Genomic DNA, 16,517 nt, shown 5'->3' with positions numbered 1-16,517 from the left:
GAGCTTTACACCAATCAACAAGAACACTCCCCCTATCTTTGCCGGCCAAAATTAATTTCAATACGTATATGTATTGAGATCACTAATATGAGCATTATGAAAAGATGGATAGGTTTTATACTACATCTTGCCATGATTGTAGTTTTGACAAGCTTTGGTTCTTATACCCTTACGAAGAAAAGGAATGTGGAAGTTCCTGATTTTCTGAAGGTAGAGGAAAACTTGGAACTTTTTGCACCTCAGGATTCAGTTGCTGTAAATGAGGTTGATGAAGTGACCCCTCCGTTCCTTGGGAAAGCATATTTTGGATTTAAGGAAGCGCTGGCTTTCAAGGAATCCCAAGGGAAATACCACGTTGTAAATACATTGGGCTATTTGGGCAAATATCAGTTTGGGGGAAGCACCCTGAACTTGATGGGCGTTCATGACATTGAGAGCTTTTTGGACGACCCCATGCTTCAAGAAAAGGCCTTTGATACCAATATTGCAAGGAATAAATGGATATTGCGTAGGGATATCAAACGGTTTAAAGGGAAACGCATAGGAGGGGCCGTGGTCACGGAATCAGGGATTTTGGCCGCTGCCCATTTGGCTGGGGCCGGAAATGTGAAGAAATACCTTAGGTCGTATGGCCAAAATGACGTGGCCGATGCCTTTGGGAGTAGCATTTCATACTATATCAGGAAGTTCTCGGGATACGATGTTTCCATCATTCCGCAGAGAAAAAATCCAAAGATTTGATTTGGCAAGATAAAGAAAGGAAAAGCCCAGAATAATTGTTCTGGGTTTTTTTATGCCTGAATGATATAGATAGTGGGGCGTTTGTCCAAATCCACATTGATTTCACTCCACTCGTGGGCACTTTTGGTCTGGATGAACTCCGAAGGAAGCGTAATGTCACAGGCAATGCACAGACGGGTGCTTTTTTGCAAGGTTCTTACCAATTCCTGGACCAACTTATTGTTTCGGTAAGGGGTTTCCATAAAAATCTGGGATTGGCCTTTATCACGTGATAGGCGTTCCAAGCTTTTTATCATGGCTTTACGTTCCTTGTTGTCAATGGGCAGATAGCCGTTAAAGGCAAAATTCTGACCGTTCATTCCACTGGACATCATGGCCATTAAAATGGAGGAGGGGCCTACCAAGGGCACTACTTGGATTCTTCGTTCATGGGCCACCTTGACCACATCGGCGCCTGGGTCGGCAATGCCAGGGCAACCTGCCTCGGACAAAAGCCCTACATCAAGACCGTGGATGCAAGGGTCTAAATAAGAAGGAATCATGGAGGGGTCCGTATACTTGTTCAGGGATTCTATATGTAGGTCGGGTTGGGATTTGCCAGGGCTCACTTTTTTGATAAAATGCCGAGCTGTTTTCTCGTTTTCAACAATATAGTGATCTATGTTCTCAATAGTGCGCTTAATAGAAATGGGCAGTACTTCAAGCGGGGCATTGTCCCCAAGTGTTGTAGGAATCAAATACACCTTGCCCATGACCAAACCCGGTTTAACCTCTTCTTCCATAGGTTTAATTTAGTTTTTTTGCGATAGCCTCACAAGCCATATCGATCATTTGATATACATCCTCAAAACCACCCACACCTCCATAATAAGGGTCGGGTACCTCCTTAATGCCCAGATTGACCTCATCCAAGAGCAATTTCACTTTGTTCATTTCTTCCGTGTTTTTGGCCAGATCCATCACATTGGATAGATTGCTTCGGTCCATGACATAGATCCAATCGAACTCCGTGAAATCCATCTCGGAAAACCGCCTGCATTTCTGGAATCCAATATCAAGCCCATGCTTTCGCGCCACATCAATGGACCTTTGGTCTGGGGCATTGCCAACATGGTAGCCCGCCGTTCCGGCAGAATCCACAAATACCTTGTTGGAATCCACCTTGGATTTTAAAATGCCTTCGGCCAACGGTGATCTGCAAATGTTGCCCAAGCAGACCATCAATACCTTAGTTTTCATTATGTACTGGAGGTTAAGAGAACTTTTTGTTCAGGTCTTCGATATACTTTCGGAACTGCTTGTCGGTTTCAGCTAGGTTGTCCACAGTTTTGCAAGCGTGCAATACGGTGGCGTGATCTCGTTTTCCAATTTGTGAACCGATACTGGCCAAAGAGGCCTTGGTGAATTTTTTGGCAAAGAACATGGCCAATTGTCTGGCTTGGACAATGTGGCGTTTTCTGGTTTTGGATTGAAGGGTGGCCACATCCATTTCAAAATAGTCGGAAACCACTTTTTGGATGTAGTCTATGGAAACCTCCCGTTTGGTGTTCTTAACGAACTTCTCCACAACTTGCTGGGCCAGTTCCAAGGTTACTTCACGTTTATTGAAAGAGGATTGTGCAATCAATGAGATAATGGCACCTTCCAACTCGCGAATATTGGTTTTGATGTTTTTGGCCACATGATCGATAATGTCATCGGGCATCTCAACACCGTCACGGTACAACTTATTCTTTAAAATGGAAATACGGGTTTCGTAATCCGGACTCTGCAATTCAGCGGAAAGTCCCCATTTGAAACGGGACAGCAATCGCTGTTCTATATCCTGCATATCAACGGGTGCCTTGTCCGAAGTCAGGATGACCTGCTTTCCGTTTTGGTGCAAATGGTTGAATATGTGGAAGAACACGTCCTGGGTCCCAGATTTGCCGGATAGGAACTGTACATCATCTATAATGAGTACGTCTATCAATTGGTAAAAATGGATGAAATCGTTTCGGGTGTTCTTTTTTACGGATTCAATATATTGTTGGGTGAACTTCTCCGCAGAAATATAGAGCACCGTTTTTTCAGGATACTTGTCCTTTATCTCTACCCCAATGGCGTGTGCCAAGTGGGTTTTTCCCAAACCAACACCGCCAAATACCAATAGAGGATTGAAAGAAGTTCCACCCGGCTTATTGGCCACGGCCATTCCTGCCGATCTTGCCAATCGGTTGGAATCGCCTTCCAGGAAATTCTCAAAATTGTAATTGGGGTTTAGTTGGGATTCTATTTTTATGTTCCGTATCCCGGGAATAACGAACGGGTTTTTCAACTCGGGACTTTTGGAGGTAATGGGCACGTCCAATTCCTGGGGTGCGACAGCGGTACGGTTGGAACTTGGAATCTGTTCGGTGAACGGTTCTTTGTTCCCGTACTTGTTTTCCATTTTGATAATGTAAATCAGTTTTGCGTTGCTACCCAGTTCACGGGTCAAGGCCACCTTTAAAAGCTTCACGTAATGCTCTTCCAACCACTCGTAAAAAAACTTGCTGGGCACCTGGATGCTCAGTGCTTTGTCAGTCAGCTTAATGGGCTTGATGGGCTCAAACCACGTTTTGAATGCCTGCGGTTGGATATTATCTTCGATAAAAGCCAAACAGTTGTTCCATACGGAATTAGCAGTAACACTCATGAAGTTTTTCCTTGTTTTTGTTGGTTAGCAATAACACTTTTAGATGTAACATCTAGGGGTACTTAGATGCCCAATGGATGCGACAAATATGTGAACAAATCTTTTAAAAAAAAAATGAATCGCTCATTGAATATTTTGTTTTTTTTTCGCATGTTGCCCAAATGTTAACCAAGTCTCTAATATATAATTTTTCAGTTACAATATGAGGTTAAATTCGCATTCTTTTCGGGTTCGTTATGGAGAAACCGACCAAATGGGGGTAGTTTACCATGGCAATTATGCACAATACCTTGAAATGGGTCGGGTGGAATGGTTAAGGGCCTTAGGAATAACCTACCGAAGCATGGAGGAGAATGGGGTCATGTTACCCGTAATTTCTTTGCAGATAGACTATAAAAAATCTGCGCTTTATGATGATTTGATCACCGTGGAAACCTCATTGACCAAAAAGCCTTTGGTCAAAATAGAGTTCGATTATAAGATATATAACGAAGCCAGGGAACTTTTGGCCACGGCACATACCGTGTTGGCCTTTATGGATAAAAAGACCAATCGCCCCATTAAGTGTCCGGAGTATATTTTGGAAAAACTGGAAAGCTGATTCTTCTATTTTACTTGGTATTTACAAGGTGTAAGGAAGCCATGGATCATCAAAGCGAAGAAATTAGAATACGACTCATCTGTTTTTGACACGAATTATCACAAATGATTTTGAACTTGGGTTTGAGCTTGACCATGGTTTCTCATTCCATTTTCTTGATACGTACATGCTGCATCTCTTCAAAAAACTGTTGCGTTTGTTCCGCTTCGCTTTCCCGTACAGAGATAATAAGTTCGCAGTCCATCTCCATTTTTTGGGAAACCATATCCAAACCTCTTTGCTTGATGCCCCGCATGACCTTGTCCATTTCTGGGTATCCAAATCGCAATTGGAATTTGGTGGTCAGGGTCTTTTCGATGATTTTGGAATCTTCAAGCGCCATTTGCGCAGCGGCACGGTAAGCCTGGATCAAACCTCCCACCCCCAACTTGGTGCCCCCAAAAATTCGGGTCACCGTGACCAGTACATTGGTCACATCAAAGGACTGTATCTGTCCATAAATGGGCATCCCGGCAGAGTTGTTGGGTTCGCCGTCATCATTGGCGCGATAGGAATGTTCCTTCTCGCCCAATTGCCATGCATAGCATACATGGTTGGCAGTATGGTGTTTTTTTCGAAGTTCCTCAACAATAGGTTTTACCTCATCCTCAGATTGGATAGGGAAGGCTTGTGCAAAGAATTTGCTTTTCCGGTCCTTGAAAAGAACCTCGGATGAAGGTCTTGCTATGGTTTTGTAGCGGTCGTCTTCCATTAGAACAAAGCTACAAGGATTATGCTCAATACGGCCAAAACCACACCGCCCCAGTTCTTCATGCTAAGCTTTTCCTTGAACATCAGTATCCCCACAAGGGTGGAAAACATGACGATGGCCACATTGTTCAGCGTAAACAGTGCAGCGCTTTCCAACATTTCTGAGCGCAAGGCGCGAATCAAAAAGAAAATGGAAAAGTAATTGGGTACCCCTAGTGCTATCCCACCCAAAATGTTTTTAAGGTTGACCCGTAGCGGATTTTTAACGGATTTTACTCCAATAAAAACCAATCCGGTCAATGCGGCGCAGCCGAAGACCATGGAAGAGAAGAGTGGAATTTCTTGTGAGGTCAGATGCTGTTCCTCAAAATATTTAATGCTCGTATCGATAATCCCTGAACCCAAGAAAACCAAAGCGGGCAATATCAGGTCTCTTTTATGGATAGTGATATGCTGCTCTTTTAGCGAAGCCATATAAACAGCCACAAGGGCCAGCAGAATTCCAACAATCTGCCATGCGGACAAATGCTCTTGATAAAAGAGTACCCCGAATAGTACAGGAATGACCAATGACATTTTGGTGGCTACCGAAGCCACGGATACCCCGGCAACCTGGGCGGTTTTGGCCATAAGATTGAAAACTGTGATAAAAAGGACGCCCAAGAGTATGGGACCCCAAAACCAAGATGCATCGATAATTTTAGAGGGTTCTACATCTCCTTCGTAAAGGAAAAGTCCAACGATACAGGCCACTATATAATTGGTGATGATGGCATAAAGTGTCTGGACCTTGTACACATCGAACAATTTAAAGGCCACAAAGATTAGGGTGGAACTCAAAATACTAAGGGCCAGGTCCATCATTTATAGGTAGCGTTTAAGTTGGGTGATATCTTCATGGCCCACCAAAAGGTTCCAAGTCTGGATACCGAGCTCGGCCGCCGCATCGGTATTCTCCTTGGTGTCGTCCACAAACAAGGTTTCGGACGGATTTAAACCGTTTTGCTCCAATACAAATTCAAATATCTCCGCATCAGGTTTGCTCATTCCCATTTCATAGGACAGGTAGAACACTTCAAATACCTCCTTGAACCGGTTGAACTTTTCCATTCCCATTTGCTCTTTCACACATTCTATATGTAGGTCATTGGTATTGCTCAAAAGGAAAAGGCGGTGTTGGTTTTCTTCGGCCAATTGTTCCAGAAAGGTAAGTCGCTCATCGGGAAAATCCTTTAAAATGGCATTCCATGCCTGGACTAGGTCATGTTCCTTGGCTTCGGGGAAATAGCCTGAAACTTGATCTAGAAATTTCTGGGAATCCAAGGCTCCCTTTTCGTAAGCCGAAAACAAGAGGCTCAATTCCGGGGTAACGCCCGAAAAACCATATTTTATCATTTCCCGAGCCGTGGCGGGTTTGTCCAGATTGATGAACACATCCCCAAAATCAAGTATAATGTTTTTAATCATTTGTAAAGATGGATAAGGTATCGGTTAAAATGGACTGTTCACTAATTGGTTTTCCATGAAGTTTTGGTGCGGGGACCCCACTTCCAAAAACGGATGTTCCCGTAAAGACCCGTGCCTCGTCCCATAAGTTTTCATCAATAAAGGTTTGAAGGGTACGCGAACCACCTTCAATGATCATGCTGGTTATGGCATGTTGATGAAGTACATGGCAAATTTGGGCGGCAATAGGTTTGGAAAAATCGATGACTTCATAAACAATGCCTTCGCAATAGCGGGTGGCATCATTGACTTGGGTCAGGACTAGGGTCTTTACGGTTTGGTTCAGTACATGAAAACCCTTCGGAATTTTCAAATCCCTGTCCAAAACCACCCTAACCGGGTTTTTTCCGGCCCAATCACGGGTGGTCAGTTTTGGATTGTCCTCCAATACGGTCTGGGTCCCTACCAAAATGGCCTGCTCTTGGCTTCGCCATTGGTGCACCAATTGTTTGGAATAGGTATTGGTGATCCAAAACGGTTCTGGGCTGCTCTTTCGTAATTTGGCCTCCGGGGCGATAAAACCATCATGGGTCTGTGCCCACTTTACTATAATGTGGGGGCGTTTTTTCTCCTGAAAGGTTAAAAAGCGCTTGAGATGCTCACGACATTCTTCCTCCAAAACCCCAACCGTGACTTTGCAACCTGCTTCTTCCAATTTTTGGATGCCTTTTCCGGCCACCTTGATATGGGGGTCTTTGATTCCGATGACCACCTCGGGAATACCATGTTGAACGATCAAATCGGCGCAGGGAGGCGTTTTTCCATAATGGGAACAAGGCTCCAAGGTTACATATAAAGTCGCTTTGGAAAGTAGGCTTTTATCCTGTACCGAACGGATGGCATTCACCTCGGCATGGGGACCACCATACGGACTGGTGTATCCTTCACCAATAATTTTCCCTTCATACACAATTACACAACCCACCATAGGGTTTGGCGCAGTGGTTCCAAGCCCTTTTTTGGCCAGTTCCATGCCTCGAAGGATGTATTTTTGGTGTATCTTCACCCAACAAAAATAGAACAATAAAACGCAATATGAAGGATGCGGTAATCCGTGAGATCACTCCGGAAGACAATGCGCAGGTAACCCAAGTGGTTCGCAAGGTTTTGGAGGATTTGGGCGTACCCAAAGTTGGGACCGCCTATGCCGACAAGGCTTTAGATGATATGTATGCCGCCTATGATATGCCCAAAGCCAATTACTTTGTTGTGGAGTATGGTGGACGTATCATTGGTTGTGCAGGGATTGCGCCTTTGGAGAACTATGATGGAAATGTGTGCGAACTTCAAAAAATGTACTTTTTGGAAGAAGCCAGGGGAAAGGGACTTGGCGCGCAGATGATTAAGGTATGCTTGGATAAGGCCAAGACGTATGGTTTTGAGGCCTGCTATTTGGAGACCATGACCTACATGGAATCGGCCCAAAAGCTTTACCAACGCAGCGGTTTTGAATATATTGATGCCCCCATGGGCAATACGGGCCATTATTCCTGCCCGGTCTGGATGCTAAAAAAACTGTAATGTTGCTCCAAGAAATCAAGACCATTTTCCATAAGGAATTGGATGGTGTCTATCCCAAAGAGGAAGTGGATGCATTCTTCTATCGATGTATTGAACATTACTTGGGATTGGAGCGCTTTGTTCTGGTTGTTAGACCCAATACTACGGTGACCAAGGAAGAAGAGGAGCCTCTATTTGAAGCTTTGACACAGCTGAAGCAAGAACGACCTCTCCAATATATTTTGGGCACGGCCCATTTCATGGGCATGGAGTTTGCCGTCAATGAAGATGTGCTCATTCCCCGACCCGAAACCGAAGAATTGGTGCAATGGATTATGGATGATGTGGAAAGTCAGATATCTTATATAAGAAATCAGAAATCAGAAATCGGACAGGGGACATCAGAAATAAGAATACTGGATATTGGCACAGGAAGCGGTTGTATTGCCATAGCCTTGGCCAAATACATCCCCACTGCAAAGGTCTACGCTTTGGATATTTCCGAAAAAGCCTTAGACGTAGCTCGCAAGAATGCCGAAGCCAATTCCGTGGACGTTACCTTTTTAAAACAGAGCATTCTTGACCCTAGACTTGATCTTGAACTTGATTTTGATATCATCGTTTCCAATCCACCCTATGTCAGGGAGTTGGAAAAAAAGGAGATAAAGAAAAACGTAGCCGACCACGAACCGCATTTGGCACTCTTTGTTCCGGATGAAGACCCTTTGCTGTTTTATAGGGCCATTGCCTATTTTGCTAATAGAAGACTTACCAAAAATGGGAGTTTGTACTTGGAAATCAATCAATATCTGGGAGCGGAGACCCAGTCCCTTTTGAAAGCCCATAATTTTTCGGAAATTGAACTCCGAAAAGACATCTTTGGCAATGATAGGATGATCAAGGCGAATCCCAATCCATGAAAAGTATTTCGGTTTTTTGCGGTAGTAGTAACGGTAATAATTCAGCCATTGTCCGTGAGTCGTATGGATTGGGCAAATTATTGGCCAATGAGCATATTGCCTTAGTGTATGGTGGTGCCAAAGTTGGCCTTATGGGGCAGGTGGCCAACGGGGCGTTGGACCATCAAGGACAGGTTATTGGGGTGATTCCCGATTTCCTGCGATCCAAGGAAATTTTCCACGACCGGATTACCGAGTTGATCGTAGTGGACAGCATGCAGGAGCGGAAAATGAAAATGCACGAACTTTCCGAGGGCACCATTGCCCTGCCCGGTGGGTTTGGTACCCTTGAAGAATTGTTCGAGATGATCACGTGGGCACAGTTGGGCCTGCACACCAAGCCTATCGGAATTTTGAACATCAATGGATATTATAACAAGCTGTTGGAATTTCTGGATGGCATGGTGGCCACAGGACTATTGAAACAAGAAAATAGGGATATGCTTTTAGTGGATACAACTTCTGAAGGACTTCTGGACCAGATGAGGGCATACCAGCCTACGGCAACCCCAAAATGGATTAAAAAAGATCAGATATAGCAGATGAGCAGCATCGAACAAAAAATTGCATCCCTAAGGGATGAGCTCCGGGAGCATAACTATAAATATTATGTGTTGGACCAACCTTCCATTTCGGATTTTGAGTTTGACATGAAACTAAAGGAACTCCAAAAACTGGAAGAAGAGCATCCCGAGTTCCATGACCCAACATCGCCGTCGTTGCGGGTTGGGGGAGCGGTGACCAAGAACTTTGAGACGGTAGTGCATGAGCATCGGATGTATTCGTTGGACAATTCGTATTCCAAGGAAGATCTGGAGGATTGGGAAAAGCGCATCCAACGTATTTTGGGTGATGTGCAGGTTGAATTCACCTGTGAGCTGAAATATGATGGCGCTTCCATAAGTCTCACTTATGAGGATGGACAATTGGTGCGGGCGGTGACACGGGGTGATGGTTTTCAAGGAGATGAGGTTACCACGAACATCAAGACCATCAAATCGGTTCCTTTACAATTAAAAGGGAATTACCCTCAAAAATTTGACATCCGAGGTGAAATCATTCTCACTCTCGAAGGTTTTGCCAAGATGAACCAAGAACGGGTTGAAGCGGGGGAAGACCCCTACATGAACCCTCGGAACACCGCTTCGGGAAGCCTTAAACTTCAGGACAGTGCCTTGGTGGCCCAACGTCCTTTGGAGTGTCTGTTGTATAGCATTACTGGAAATAATTTGGGCATCAAGACCCAATTTGAAGTATTGGAAAAAGCAAGGCAATGGGGGTTTAAGGTGCCTACCGTGGCCAAGTTGTGCAAATCTACCCAGGAAGTGATGCAGTTTGTGGATTATTGGGATACGCACCGCCATAATCTGCCCTACGAAACCGATGGGGTGGTGATCAAGGTGAACAGTATCCAGTATCAAGAAGAATTGGGCTATACGGCAAAGTCCCCGCGTTGGGCCATGGCTTACAAATTTAAGGCGGAACAGGTGTCCACCGTACTCAATGAAATCACCTATCAAGTAGGTCGTACCGGAGCTATTACTCCAGTGGCCAATCTAGAACCTGTACTGTTGGCCGGGACCACGGTAAAAAGGGCCTCCCTGCATAATGCGGACCAGATTGCCAAGTTGGATGTCCGTGAGGGGGATACCGTTTTTGTGGAAAAAGGAGGGGAAATCATCCCGAAGATCGTTGGCGTGGATTTCTCGAAGCGTTCGGCCGATTCAAAGCCCACGGAATACATTACCCATTGCCCGGAATGTGGTACGGGACTGATCAGGAAAGAGGGAGAGGCGCAACACTTTTGTCCCAACGACACCGGGTGCCCCACCCAGATAACGGGAAGGATCCAACATTTTATCTCCCGAAAGGCCATGGATATTGAAGGCATGGGCAGCGAAACGGTGGAATTGTTGTTCAAGGAGGGGTTGATTGCCAACTATGCCGACCTATATATACTGACCAAGGAGCAAGTGGTGCCCTTGGAGCGAATGGCGGAAAAATCTGCAGAAAATCTGGTGAATGGCGTAGCGGCATCAAAATCCATTCCTTTTGAAAGGGTTTTGTTCGCTCTGGGAATCCGATATGTCGGGGAGACGGTGGCCAAAAAACTGGCCAAGGCCTATAAGAATGTCGATGCTTTAATGGTGGCCACCCAAGAGGAATTGGTCGCTGTGGACGAAATAGGAGAGCGAATCGCTGAAAGCGTGATTCGTTTCTTTGCGGAACCCACCAATGTGGCCCTTGTGGAACGATTGAAATCCTACGGATTACAGTTTTCATTGTCCGAAGAGCAACTGGAAAATCAAACCGACAAGTTGAAGGGACAGACTTTTGTAGTGTCCGGCGTTTTTGAAAACATCAGTCGGGATGAACTCAAAAAACTCATTGAGGACAATGGGGGCAAGGTGGCTTCGTCCATTTCATCCAAGACCAGTTTTGTGGTTGCGGGCGACAATATGGGACCCAGCAAGAAGACCAAGGCCGAGAGTTTGGGTGTACCTATCATTTCGGAGCAAGAATTTATGGAAAAAGTAAGCGCATGATCCCTGAAAACTATCCGTCATTTCAAAAAACCTTAGCACAAGGCAAGCCTTTGGAAACATGGCCCTTGGCCCTTCAGGCCCTTTGGTATGATGCCTGTGGCGATTGGGAGACTTCGCATGATATTGCGCAGGAACTTCATACCCCTATGGGTAGTTGGATCCATGCGTACCTCCATAGAAAAGAGGGCGACGATTGGAATGCCAAATATTGGTACTCTCAAGCGGGCCAATCTTTTCCCCGATATGGTTTGGAGGAGGAACTCCGGATATTGGTAGAAGCCAATCTGTAAACAATAAAAATGCCGACTAAAAGTCGGCATTTTCTATACTATTTAGGTGGTATTGTCACTGTTTGAACAGTTTCACCACTTCACTGGAATTGTCATCATACGTCAATTGAAGGAAGTATAGTCCGGCAGGCCCTTTGGAACTGGATAGATCCAAGGTAGTCTGCGGTCCACTGCTTATTTTCCCTTTGGGAACCGTGTATTTATAGCCTCCACCATCGGTAAGGATGGCCTTTTTAATAGACCGTCCCTCCAATAAGGTAATATTGATGTTGCTTGAAAAAGGATTGGGATACACGGCCACTACATTATCAGCTCCGGCCGAAGGGTCATCCCCTCCATCATCCTGTGCGTTGGGACTTTCCATGATTCCACGGTTCACCTTCCCGTTCCATCCTATGTCATCAAAAATGGAAAGGACAATGGGGCCGGGACCATCAAAAGAGGCTCCTGTGGACAAAAACGGAACCATAAGTCCGTTGGGTCCGCCCGCGTAGGTGAAATAATCCAAGTGCGAATAACTTGAGCCGGGCAACCAAATATCGGTAAGCCCCGGGATTTCACCTCCTAAAATATCGGAATCCAAAATGGTGAACACTTGGGCGCCTTTACCTTGGGTGGTTCCCTTGATTCGGGGTCCCTTGGCGGTCAAAGGGCCGGAAAGGAGCATATCGCCCAGTTCCGTGGTAAAATTCCCGTATTTGTTTTCCTTCAAGATGGATTTTCCGTCAGCTGAATGGGCCAATCGGTCATAAATGGCCGGGAAAATGGGATTGGGAATGCCAAATCCGTAATCTCCAACACCGGTTTCGTTGTCCACATACAAAGAACCGAAGAAGCCCAGTCCATGACCCAGTTCATGCAGCACCACAGACTTAAAGTCGTACATGCCAGCAGGGGTATTGCCATCGGTGCCATAGTACCAGTTTGGAAAAACCGTACTGAAGTTGGCGATGATATCATAGCTTTCGGGAGAAAGGTCTTCACCAGAGAGCTTATCGGCCAAGGCGTTGCCATACCATGTGTTTCGCTCCAGCCCCGGGGCGTTGGCAAAAACACTGGTGGGACCTGCAGAGCCCAAAACGCCTTCATCCAAAGGTTGAAAAACGGCTGCCACGAAAATAGGGGTGTCCGAGGACAATAGGCTCGCCCATGCATTCACTGCAGATTGGAACGCTGTGGCGGCAATGATAAAATCTTCCACGGGCAGCGCAGGGTCAAAATTGTAATAGTCCACAATAATATTGGCACCTGTCGCGGATTTTTTGGTGTTTGAAGCGGATTTAACGCTTCCGTTCATCCGCAGTCCGGAGCGTGCGCTCCCAATACTGTGATGGGTTGCCGCTGCGGCATCGGTAGCATGGATTTCACAGGCAATGTCGCCATTGCTGTTTACCGTCAATTGACTAATTGGTCCTGGAAGGGACTGTTGGCTTTGTGCCAATGAAATGGATGAGATCAAAAGAAAGCTAAAGAGTAGGGATAGGGAAAGATGTTTGGGGTGTAGGGTAAAAGTCTTTTCTTTCATATATAATGGTTTGTGTGATTCCTCTAAAATGTTAAAAATTTAACGAAAAACAAAGGGTTTGTTCCACTTTTTTAGGTTAACAATATGAAGCGAGGGGAAAGCTGCATTTCATCGGATAAATTGAGGGTTTTATCCGAGGTATGGTTGGTAAGTTGAAGCCCAATTGTCAAGCTGAATGAGGACAGTATTGTTCATTGCCCATTTTCAATTGTGCTCCTAAACGGAAATACTCACTCCTTGAGCCGTGGCCTTTTTCGTGGCATCAAAATAAAAATCGATTCGGCCCACATTCAGGCCATAACAGCCTACTTGGTTCACCAATACGGAATCCCCATTTTGGTTGATGCGGACATCGGGCTTTTCCAAAAAAGTATGGGTGTGTCCTCCAATAATCAATTGGGTGTGGTGGGTGCGTTGCGCCAATTGCGTATCGGAAGGACGTTGAGGATTCTCATAATCATACCCCAAGTGGGACAAACAGATGATAAGGTCGCACTGTTCTTCTTCCTTGAGCTGGCGTTCCATGTCCGAGGCCATTTCAAACGGGTCCAAATACCGGGTTTCTTTGTAGAGACTTTTGGTCACCAGCCCGTCCAAGGCAATGCCGAGGCCGTATACGCCAATTTTGATGCCATCCACCATATAGGTTTTGTAAGGCCTTACATAGCCATCCATGACCGTGTTGGAAAAATCGTAGTTGGCCGATAGCATATCAAACGAGGCGTAGGGCATTTGGGCCAATAGTCCGTCCACACCATTGTCAAAATCGTGGTTGCCAATGGTAGCGGCGTCGTACTTGAGCTTGCTCATCAGTTTAAACTCCAGTTCGCCCCCATAAAAATTGAAATAGGGAGTACCCTGAAAAATATCCCCGGCATCAAAAAGCAAGGTATTGGGATTCTCATTACGTATCTGCTCCACTAAAGTTGCCCTTCGCGCCACCCCGCCCAAGTTGGGATATTGGGAGTGCGAGTTTGGGAAAGGGTCAATATGACTGTGTACATCATTGGTGTGGAGAATGGTGATTTTTTTTCCGTTTAGGTTGGAGCAGGAGCTAAGACCCAGTCCGCCCATACCCACCAAAGTGGATGCTGCCGCCGTGTTGGTAATAAAGTCCCTTCGTTTCATTTAATCCAATTGTATAAATCTATCATCAACTATGGCATTCAAGGTGTCCGCTTTTCTAAAGTGGTCAATTATGGCATTGCGGAGGAGGTAATCTACGTCGGTCGTGGAAATAGTGTCCTTAAAAAAACCAATACTGGGTCCACCCTGTACCAGATAGTCCGATGTACCCACAAAATAGCTTCGGGTTTCATCAAAGGGCTTTCCTTGGATGTTCACCGATTCCAAACTGCCCTTTTTATCCAATACGATCTGCATACCCGAAAAAGGGTGCCTTCGGGTGGCATTGATTAAAAAGGAAATAAGTTCCCGCACTGCCGAACCGCTCATTTCCACGATGGCAATCCTGTTTTCAAAAGGCATGACCTCATAGGCATTCCGGGCACTCACCTTTCCTTCGGAAATTATGGAACGGACCCCGCCGTAGTTGAGGACCACAAAATCCAGATCATTTCCGGTCCTGGATTTGAATATGGGCGCGGTTTCCTCAAAAACAATGTCGGCCATGAGATTGCCCATGGAGGTATTGCGTTTGCCATCATCCAACAAAAAGGGTTTTGGGGCATACGCCAGAGTACTGTCCAGCACTTCGTTTATCCGGTTCCTGAATGGCGCAATAAAGGATGCAATGGAATCCACTTCCTCCAACGAAGCATTGATGGGAAGCTGTTTCCCCTCGATTTTTGAAAGCTGCTGAGGTCCCTCTTTGCAGGAAACCACAGAACATAATGTTATAAATATAACAAACTGTTTTAATTTTAAAACACTCACCTGCGTATCTTTGTCATGTAGTCTTGGTAGAATATTTACCTTTGTAAAAATGCATAAAATTATGTTTATAAAGGGGCTCCAAGATAAATTTAAGGTTAAATCAGGGCTTAAATATTTAAAGGAGGAAATGGAAAAACCTCCTGTTCCCGTAAACCGGGAAAAGGGAATTACCAGCATAGGCTGTATAGTGGATGCCGATAATTTTCAGAATGCAGAGGCCTTTTATGAGTTGATCGGTGAATATTCCCTAAAACCCAATGCCATAAAGATCATTGGTTATAAACGGGAATACGACAAAAGCTCCCCTTATGCCATACAAATGTACTCCGATAGGGATTTGGGATGGAAAGGACAAATAGAGAACGGTTACGTTCTGGAGTTTTTGGGTAGGGAATATGATATGTTGATCAACTATTACGAGGAAGACAACCTCATGATGAAGTTGTTGTCCGTAAAGGCCCAAGCCCGATTGAAAGTGGGTTTGGGAACACAGGATCCCAAAGTCAATGATTTGATCTTAAGTACACCTTTGAAGGATTTTGAGTTGTTCAAGGGAGAGTTAAAAAAATACTTGAAGGTTCTAAAAGAATTGTAATGGAACAGTTGGTAGGAACGGGCGTTGCTTTGGTAACCCCCTTTACAGAAGATTTTTCGGTTGATGTGAACGCCTTGGAGCAGATTGTGGAGCACAATATCCAGGGTGGGGTAGATTATCTTGTGGTCATGGGGACCACTGGGGAATCCGCTACCTTGTCCAAGGCCGATAAACTTTTGGCCATGGATGTTGTGGTACGCACCAATGCTGGGAGATTGCCCTTGGTATTGGGAGTTGGCGGGAACAACACCTCTGCAGTTGCAGAGGAATTGAGCACCCTTGATCTGTCCGATTTTGATGCCATACTGTCCGTTTCCCCGTATTACAACAAACCTACGCAAGAAGGAATATATCAGCATTTCAAGGCTATAGCGAAGGCTTCCCCAAAACCAATCATACTATACAATGTACCTTCCAGAACAGGAAGCAATATGTTGCCGGAAACCACATTGCGGTTGGCGCATGACGTCCCCAATATTATTGGCATCAAGGAAGCTTGTGGTGATATGGTACAGATTGACAAGATCATCAAAGGAAAGCCTGAGGGCTTTATGGTGATTTCAGGGGATGATTTTACGGCACTTCCTACCGTTTTGGCGGGTGGTGCAGGTGTAATCTCTGTTTTGGGACAGGGATTGCCCAGTCAATTTTCCAAAATGATCAACCTTGGGCTGGAAGAGAGTGTGGATGAGGCCTATCAAATACACCATAGCCTATTGCCTTTGATGCAGCTTATTTTTGAGGAAGGCAACCCTGCCGGGATAAAAAGTGTCTTTGAAAGCCTTGGGCTTTGTAGGTCTACGGTGCGCTTGCCCTTGGTGGAAGCCACGGCTTCGCTCAAGACCAGAATAGGTACTTTTTTGCGGGCATTGGACACCGCACATGCCTAAATAAAGTTAAAACTTGCCCAAAACCTTGGTGAGTGGCCATG

General features: G+C 45.3%; 19 protein-coding genes. 9 read left to right on the top strand and 10 right to left on the bottom strand.

Annotation, left to right across the window (positions count from 1 at the left end; translation table 11 throughout):
• The first annotated feature begins 96 nt into the window (after positions 1-96).
• Positions 97-741: a hypothetical protein gene (locus tag DN53_RS01425; protein WP_129652639.1), complete on the top strand. Its 645-nt coding sequence runs from the start codon at positions 97-99 to the stop codon at positions 739-741.
• A gap of 50 nt (positions 742-791) precedes the next feature.
• Here DN53_RS01425 and DN53_RS01420 read toward each other — a convergent pair whose 3' ends face one another.
• From DN53_RS01420 to dnaA, 3 genes are read right to left on the bottom strand one after another with little or no spacing between them, the layout of a single operon-like run.
• Positions 792-1,523, bottom strand: coding sequence for an SAM-dependent methyltransferase (locus DN53_RS01420; protein WP_129652638.1), 732 nt, complete (start codon positions 1,521-1,523; stop codon positions 792-794).
• Between the two features lie 4 nt (positions 1,524-1,527).
• Positions 1,528-1,980: a low molecular weight protein-tyrosine-phosphatase gene (locus DN53_RS01415; protein ID WP_129652637.1), complete on the bottom strand. Its 453-nt coding sequence runs from the start codon at positions 1,978-1,980 to the stop codon at positions 1,528-1,530.
• Between the two features lie 13 nt (positions 1,981-1,993).
• Positions 1,994-3,418 carry a chromosomal replication initiator protein DnaA gene (gene dnaA, locus DN53_RS01410; RefSeq protein ID WP_116217912.1) on the bottom strand — a complete coding sequence of 475 codons (1,425 nt, stop codon included), beginning with the start codon at positions 3,416-3,418 and terminating at the stop codon, positions 1,994-1,996.
• 202 nt (positions 3,419-3,620) lie between these two features.
• On the opposite strand from dnaA, the gene DN53_RS01405 reads away from it, so the two are divergent.
• Positions 3,621-4,019 carry an acyl-CoA thioesterase gene (locus DN53_RS01405; protein WP_129652636.1) on the top strand — a complete coding sequence of 133 codons (399 nt, stop codon included), beginning with the start codon at positions 3,621-3,623 and terminating at the stop codon, positions 4,017-4,019.
• 142 nt (positions 4,020-4,161) lie between these two features.
• On the opposite strand, the gene DN53_RS01400 is transcribed toward DN53_RS01405, so the two are convergent.
• The 4 genes from DN53_RS01400 to ribD are packed head-to-tail and all read right to left on the bottom strand — an operon-like array spanning position 4,162 to position 7,281.
• On the bottom strand, positions 4,162-4,770 hold the full coding sequence (locus DN53_RS01400) for an IMPACT family protein (protein ID WP_129652635.1): 609 nt from the start codon (positions 4,768-4,770) through the stop codon (positions 4,162-4,164).
• On the bottom strand, positions 4,770-5,633 hold the full coding sequence (locus DN53_RS01395) for an EamA family transporter (protein WP_129652634.1): 864 nt from the start codon (positions 5,631-5,633) through the stop codon (positions 4,770-4,772). Before DN53_RS01395 ends, DN53_RS01400 begins: the two co-directional genes overlap by 1 nt.
• On the bottom strand, positions 5,634-6,236 hold the full coding sequence (locus DN53_RS01390) for an HAD family hydrolase (RefSeq protein WP_129652633.1): 603 nt from the start codon (positions 6,234-6,236) through the stop codon (positions 5,634-5,636).
• On the bottom strand, positions 6,229-7,281 hold the full coding sequence (gene ribD, locus DN53_RS01385; RefSeq protein WP_129652632.1) for a bifunctional diaminohydroxyphosphoribosylaminopyrimidine deaminase/5-amino-6-(5-phosphoribosylamino)uracil reductase RibD: 1,053 nt from the start codon (positions 7,279-7,281) through the stop codon (positions 6,229-6,231). Before ribD ends, DN53_RS01390 begins: the two co-directional genes overlap by 8 nt.
• Before the next feature lie 29 nt (positions 7,282-7,310).
• Here ribD and DN53_RS01380 point away from each other — a divergent pair, with 29 nt between their 5' ends.
• From DN53_RS01380 to DN53_RS01365, 5 genes are read left to right on the top strand one after another with little or no spacing between them, the layout of a single operon-like run.
• A complete protein-coding gene (locus DN53_RS01380) occupies positions 7,311-7,796 on the top strand; it encodes a GNAT family N-acetyltransferase (protein WP_129652631.1) in 486 nt (161 codons plus the stop codon).
• Positions 7,796-8,695, top strand: a complete 900-nt coding sequence (gene prmC / locus DN53_RS17845) for a peptide chain release factor N(5)-glutamine methyltransferase (RefSeq protein ID WP_165357216.1) — start codon at positions 7,796-7,798, stop codon at positions 8,693-8,695. The genes DN53_RS01380 and prmC overlap by 1 nt, the downstream gene beginning before the upstream one ends.
• Positions 8,692-9,273 (top strand): LOG family protein, encoded by a 582-nt coding sequence (locus tag DN53_RS17840; protein ID WP_165357214.1) that lies wholly within the window; start codon positions 8,692-8,694, stop codon positions 9,271-9,273. Before prmC ends, DN53_RS17840 begins: the two co-directional genes overlap by 4 nt.
• 3 nt (positions 9,274-9,276) lie before the next feature.
• Positions 9,277-11,280 carry an NAD-dependent DNA ligase LigA gene (gene ligA, locus DN53_RS01370; RefSeq protein WP_129652630.1) on the top strand — a complete coding sequence of 668 codons (2,004 nt, stop codon included), beginning with the start codon at positions 9,277-9,279 and terminating at the stop codon, positions 11,278-11,280.
• On the top strand, positions 11,277-11,570 hold the full coding sequence (locus tag DN53_RS01365; RefSeq protein ID WP_129652629.1) for a hypothetical protein: 294 nt from the start codon (positions 11,277-11,279) through the stop codon (positions 11,568-11,570). Before ligA ends, DN53_RS01365 begins: the two co-directional genes overlap by 4 nt.
• Before the next feature lie 55 nt (positions 11,571-11,625).
• Here DN53_RS01365 and DN53_RS01360 read toward each other — a convergent pair whose 3' ends face one another.
• From DN53_RS01360 to DN53_RS01350, 3 genes are all read right to left on the bottom strand, one after another.
• Entirely contained in the window at positions 11,626-13,095 is a 1,470-nt protein-coding gene (locus DN53_RS01360) for a zinc-dependent metalloprotease (RefSeq protein WP_129652628.1), read from the bottom strand.
• Between the two features lie 216 nt (positions 13,096-13,311).
• Positions 13,312-14,223, bottom strand: a complete 912-nt coding sequence (locus DN53_RS01355; protein ID WP_129652627.1) for a bifunctional metallophosphatase/5'-nucleotidase — start codon at positions 14,221-14,223, stop codon at positions 13,312-13,314.
• The gene (locus tag DN53_RS01350; protein WP_242502042.1) at positions 14,224-14,940 is read right to left on the bottom strand and encodes a 5'-nucleotidase C-terminal domain-containing protein; all 717 of its coding nucleotides are present in this window, start codon (positions 14,938-14,940) and stop codon (positions 14,224-14,226) included.
• Positions 14,941-15,040: 100 nt separating this feature from the next.
• Here DN53_RS01350 and DN53_RS01345 point away from each other — a divergent pair, with 100 nt between their 5' ends.
• Together DN53_RS01345 and dapA are read left to right on the top strand one after the other, a co-directional pair.
• Complete coding sequence (locus DN53_RS01345) at positions 15,041-15,586, top strand: DUF6913 domain-containing protein (protein WP_417935910.1); 546 nt, start codon at positions 15,041-15,043, stop codon at positions 15,584-15,586.
• The gene (dapA, locus tag DN53_RS01340; RefSeq protein WP_129652625.1) at positions 15,586-16,476 is read left to right on the top strand and encodes a 4-hydroxy-tetrahydrodipicolinate synthase; all 891 of its coding nucleotides are present in this window, start codon (positions 15,586-15,588) and stop codon (positions 16,474-16,476) included. Before DN53_RS01345 ends, dapA begins: the two co-directional genes overlap by 1 nt.
• Positions 16,477-16,517: the final 41 nt, after the last annotated feature.

Source organism: Flagellimonas olearia, from assembly GCF_004150225.1.
Lineage (GTDB): Bacteria > Bacteroidota > Bacteroidia > Flavobacteriales > Flavobacteriaceae > Flagellimonas > Flagellimonas olearia.
This window is presented reverse-complemented; position numbering and strand designations above follow the sequence as displayed.

Excerpts from the sequence above, each read along its gene's own strand:
- DN53_RS01425 (WP_129652639.1), top strand. The coding sequence starts at position 97 with ATGAAAAGATGGATAGGTTTTATACTACATCTTGCCATGATTGTAGTT.
- DN53_RS01420 (WP_129652638.1), bottom strand. The coding sequence starts at position 1,523 with ATGGAAGAAGAGGTTAAACCGGGTTTGGTCATGGGCAAGGTGTATTTG.
- DN53_RS01415 (WP_129652637.1), bottom strand. The coding sequence starts at position 1,980 with ATGAAAACTAAGGTATTGATGGTCTGCTTGGGCAACATTTGCAGATCA.
- dnaA (WP_116217912.1), bottom strand. The coding sequence starts at position 3,418 with ATGAGTGTTACTGCTAATTCCGTATGGAACAACTGTTTGGCTTTTATC.
- DN53_RS01405 (WP_129652636.1), top strand. The coding sequence starts at position 3,621 with ATGAGGTTAAATTCGCATTCTTTTCGGGTTCGTTATGGAGAAACCGAC.
- DN53_RS01400 (WP_129652635.1), bottom strand. The coding sequence starts at position 4,770 with ATGGAAGACGACCGCTACAAAACCATAGCAAGACCTTCATCCGAGGTT.
- DN53_RS01395 (WP_129652634.1), bottom strand. The coding sequence starts at position 5,633 with ATGATGGACCTGGCCCTTAGTATTTTGAGTTCCACCCTAATCTTTGTG.
- DN53_RS01390 (WP_129652633.1), bottom strand. The coding sequence starts at position 6,236 with ATGATTAAAAACATTATACTTGATTTTGGGGATGTGTTCATCAATCTG.
- DN53_RS01380 (WP_129652631.1), top strand. The coding sequence starts at position 7,311 with ATGAAGGATGCGGTAATCCGTGAGATCACTCCGGAAGACAATGCGCAG.
- prmC (WP_165357216.1), top strand. The coding sequence starts at position 7,796 with ATGTTGCTCCAAGAAATCAAGACCATTTTCCATAAGGAATTGGATGGT.
- DN53_RS17840 (WP_165357214.1), top strand. The coding sequence starts at position 8,692 with ATGAAAAGTATTTCGGTTTTTTGCGGTAGTAGTAACGGTAATAATTCA.
- ligA (WP_129652630.1), top strand. The coding sequence starts at position 9,277 with ATGAGCAGCATCGAACAAAAAATTGCATCCCTAAGGGATGAGCTCCGG.
- DN53_RS01365 (WP_129652629.1), top strand. The coding sequence starts at position 11,277 with ATGATCCCTGAAAACTATCCGTCATTTCAAAAAACCTTAGCACAAGGC.
- DN53_RS01360 (WP_129652628.1), bottom strand. The coding sequence starts at position 13,095 with ATGAAAGAAAAGACTTTTACCCTACACCCCAAACATCTTTCCCTATCC.
- DN53_RS01355 (WP_129652627.1), bottom strand. The coding sequence starts at position 14,223 with ATGAAACGAAGGGACTTTATTACCAACACGGCGGCAGCATCCACTTTG.
- DN53_RS01345 (WP_417935910.1), top strand. The coding sequence starts at position 15,041 with ATGCATAAAATTATGTTTATAAAGGGGCTCCAAGATAAATTTAAGGTT.
- dapA (WP_129652625.1), top strand. The coding sequence starts at position 15,586 with ATGGAACAGTTGGTAGGAACGGGCGTTGCTTTGGTAACCCCCTTTACA.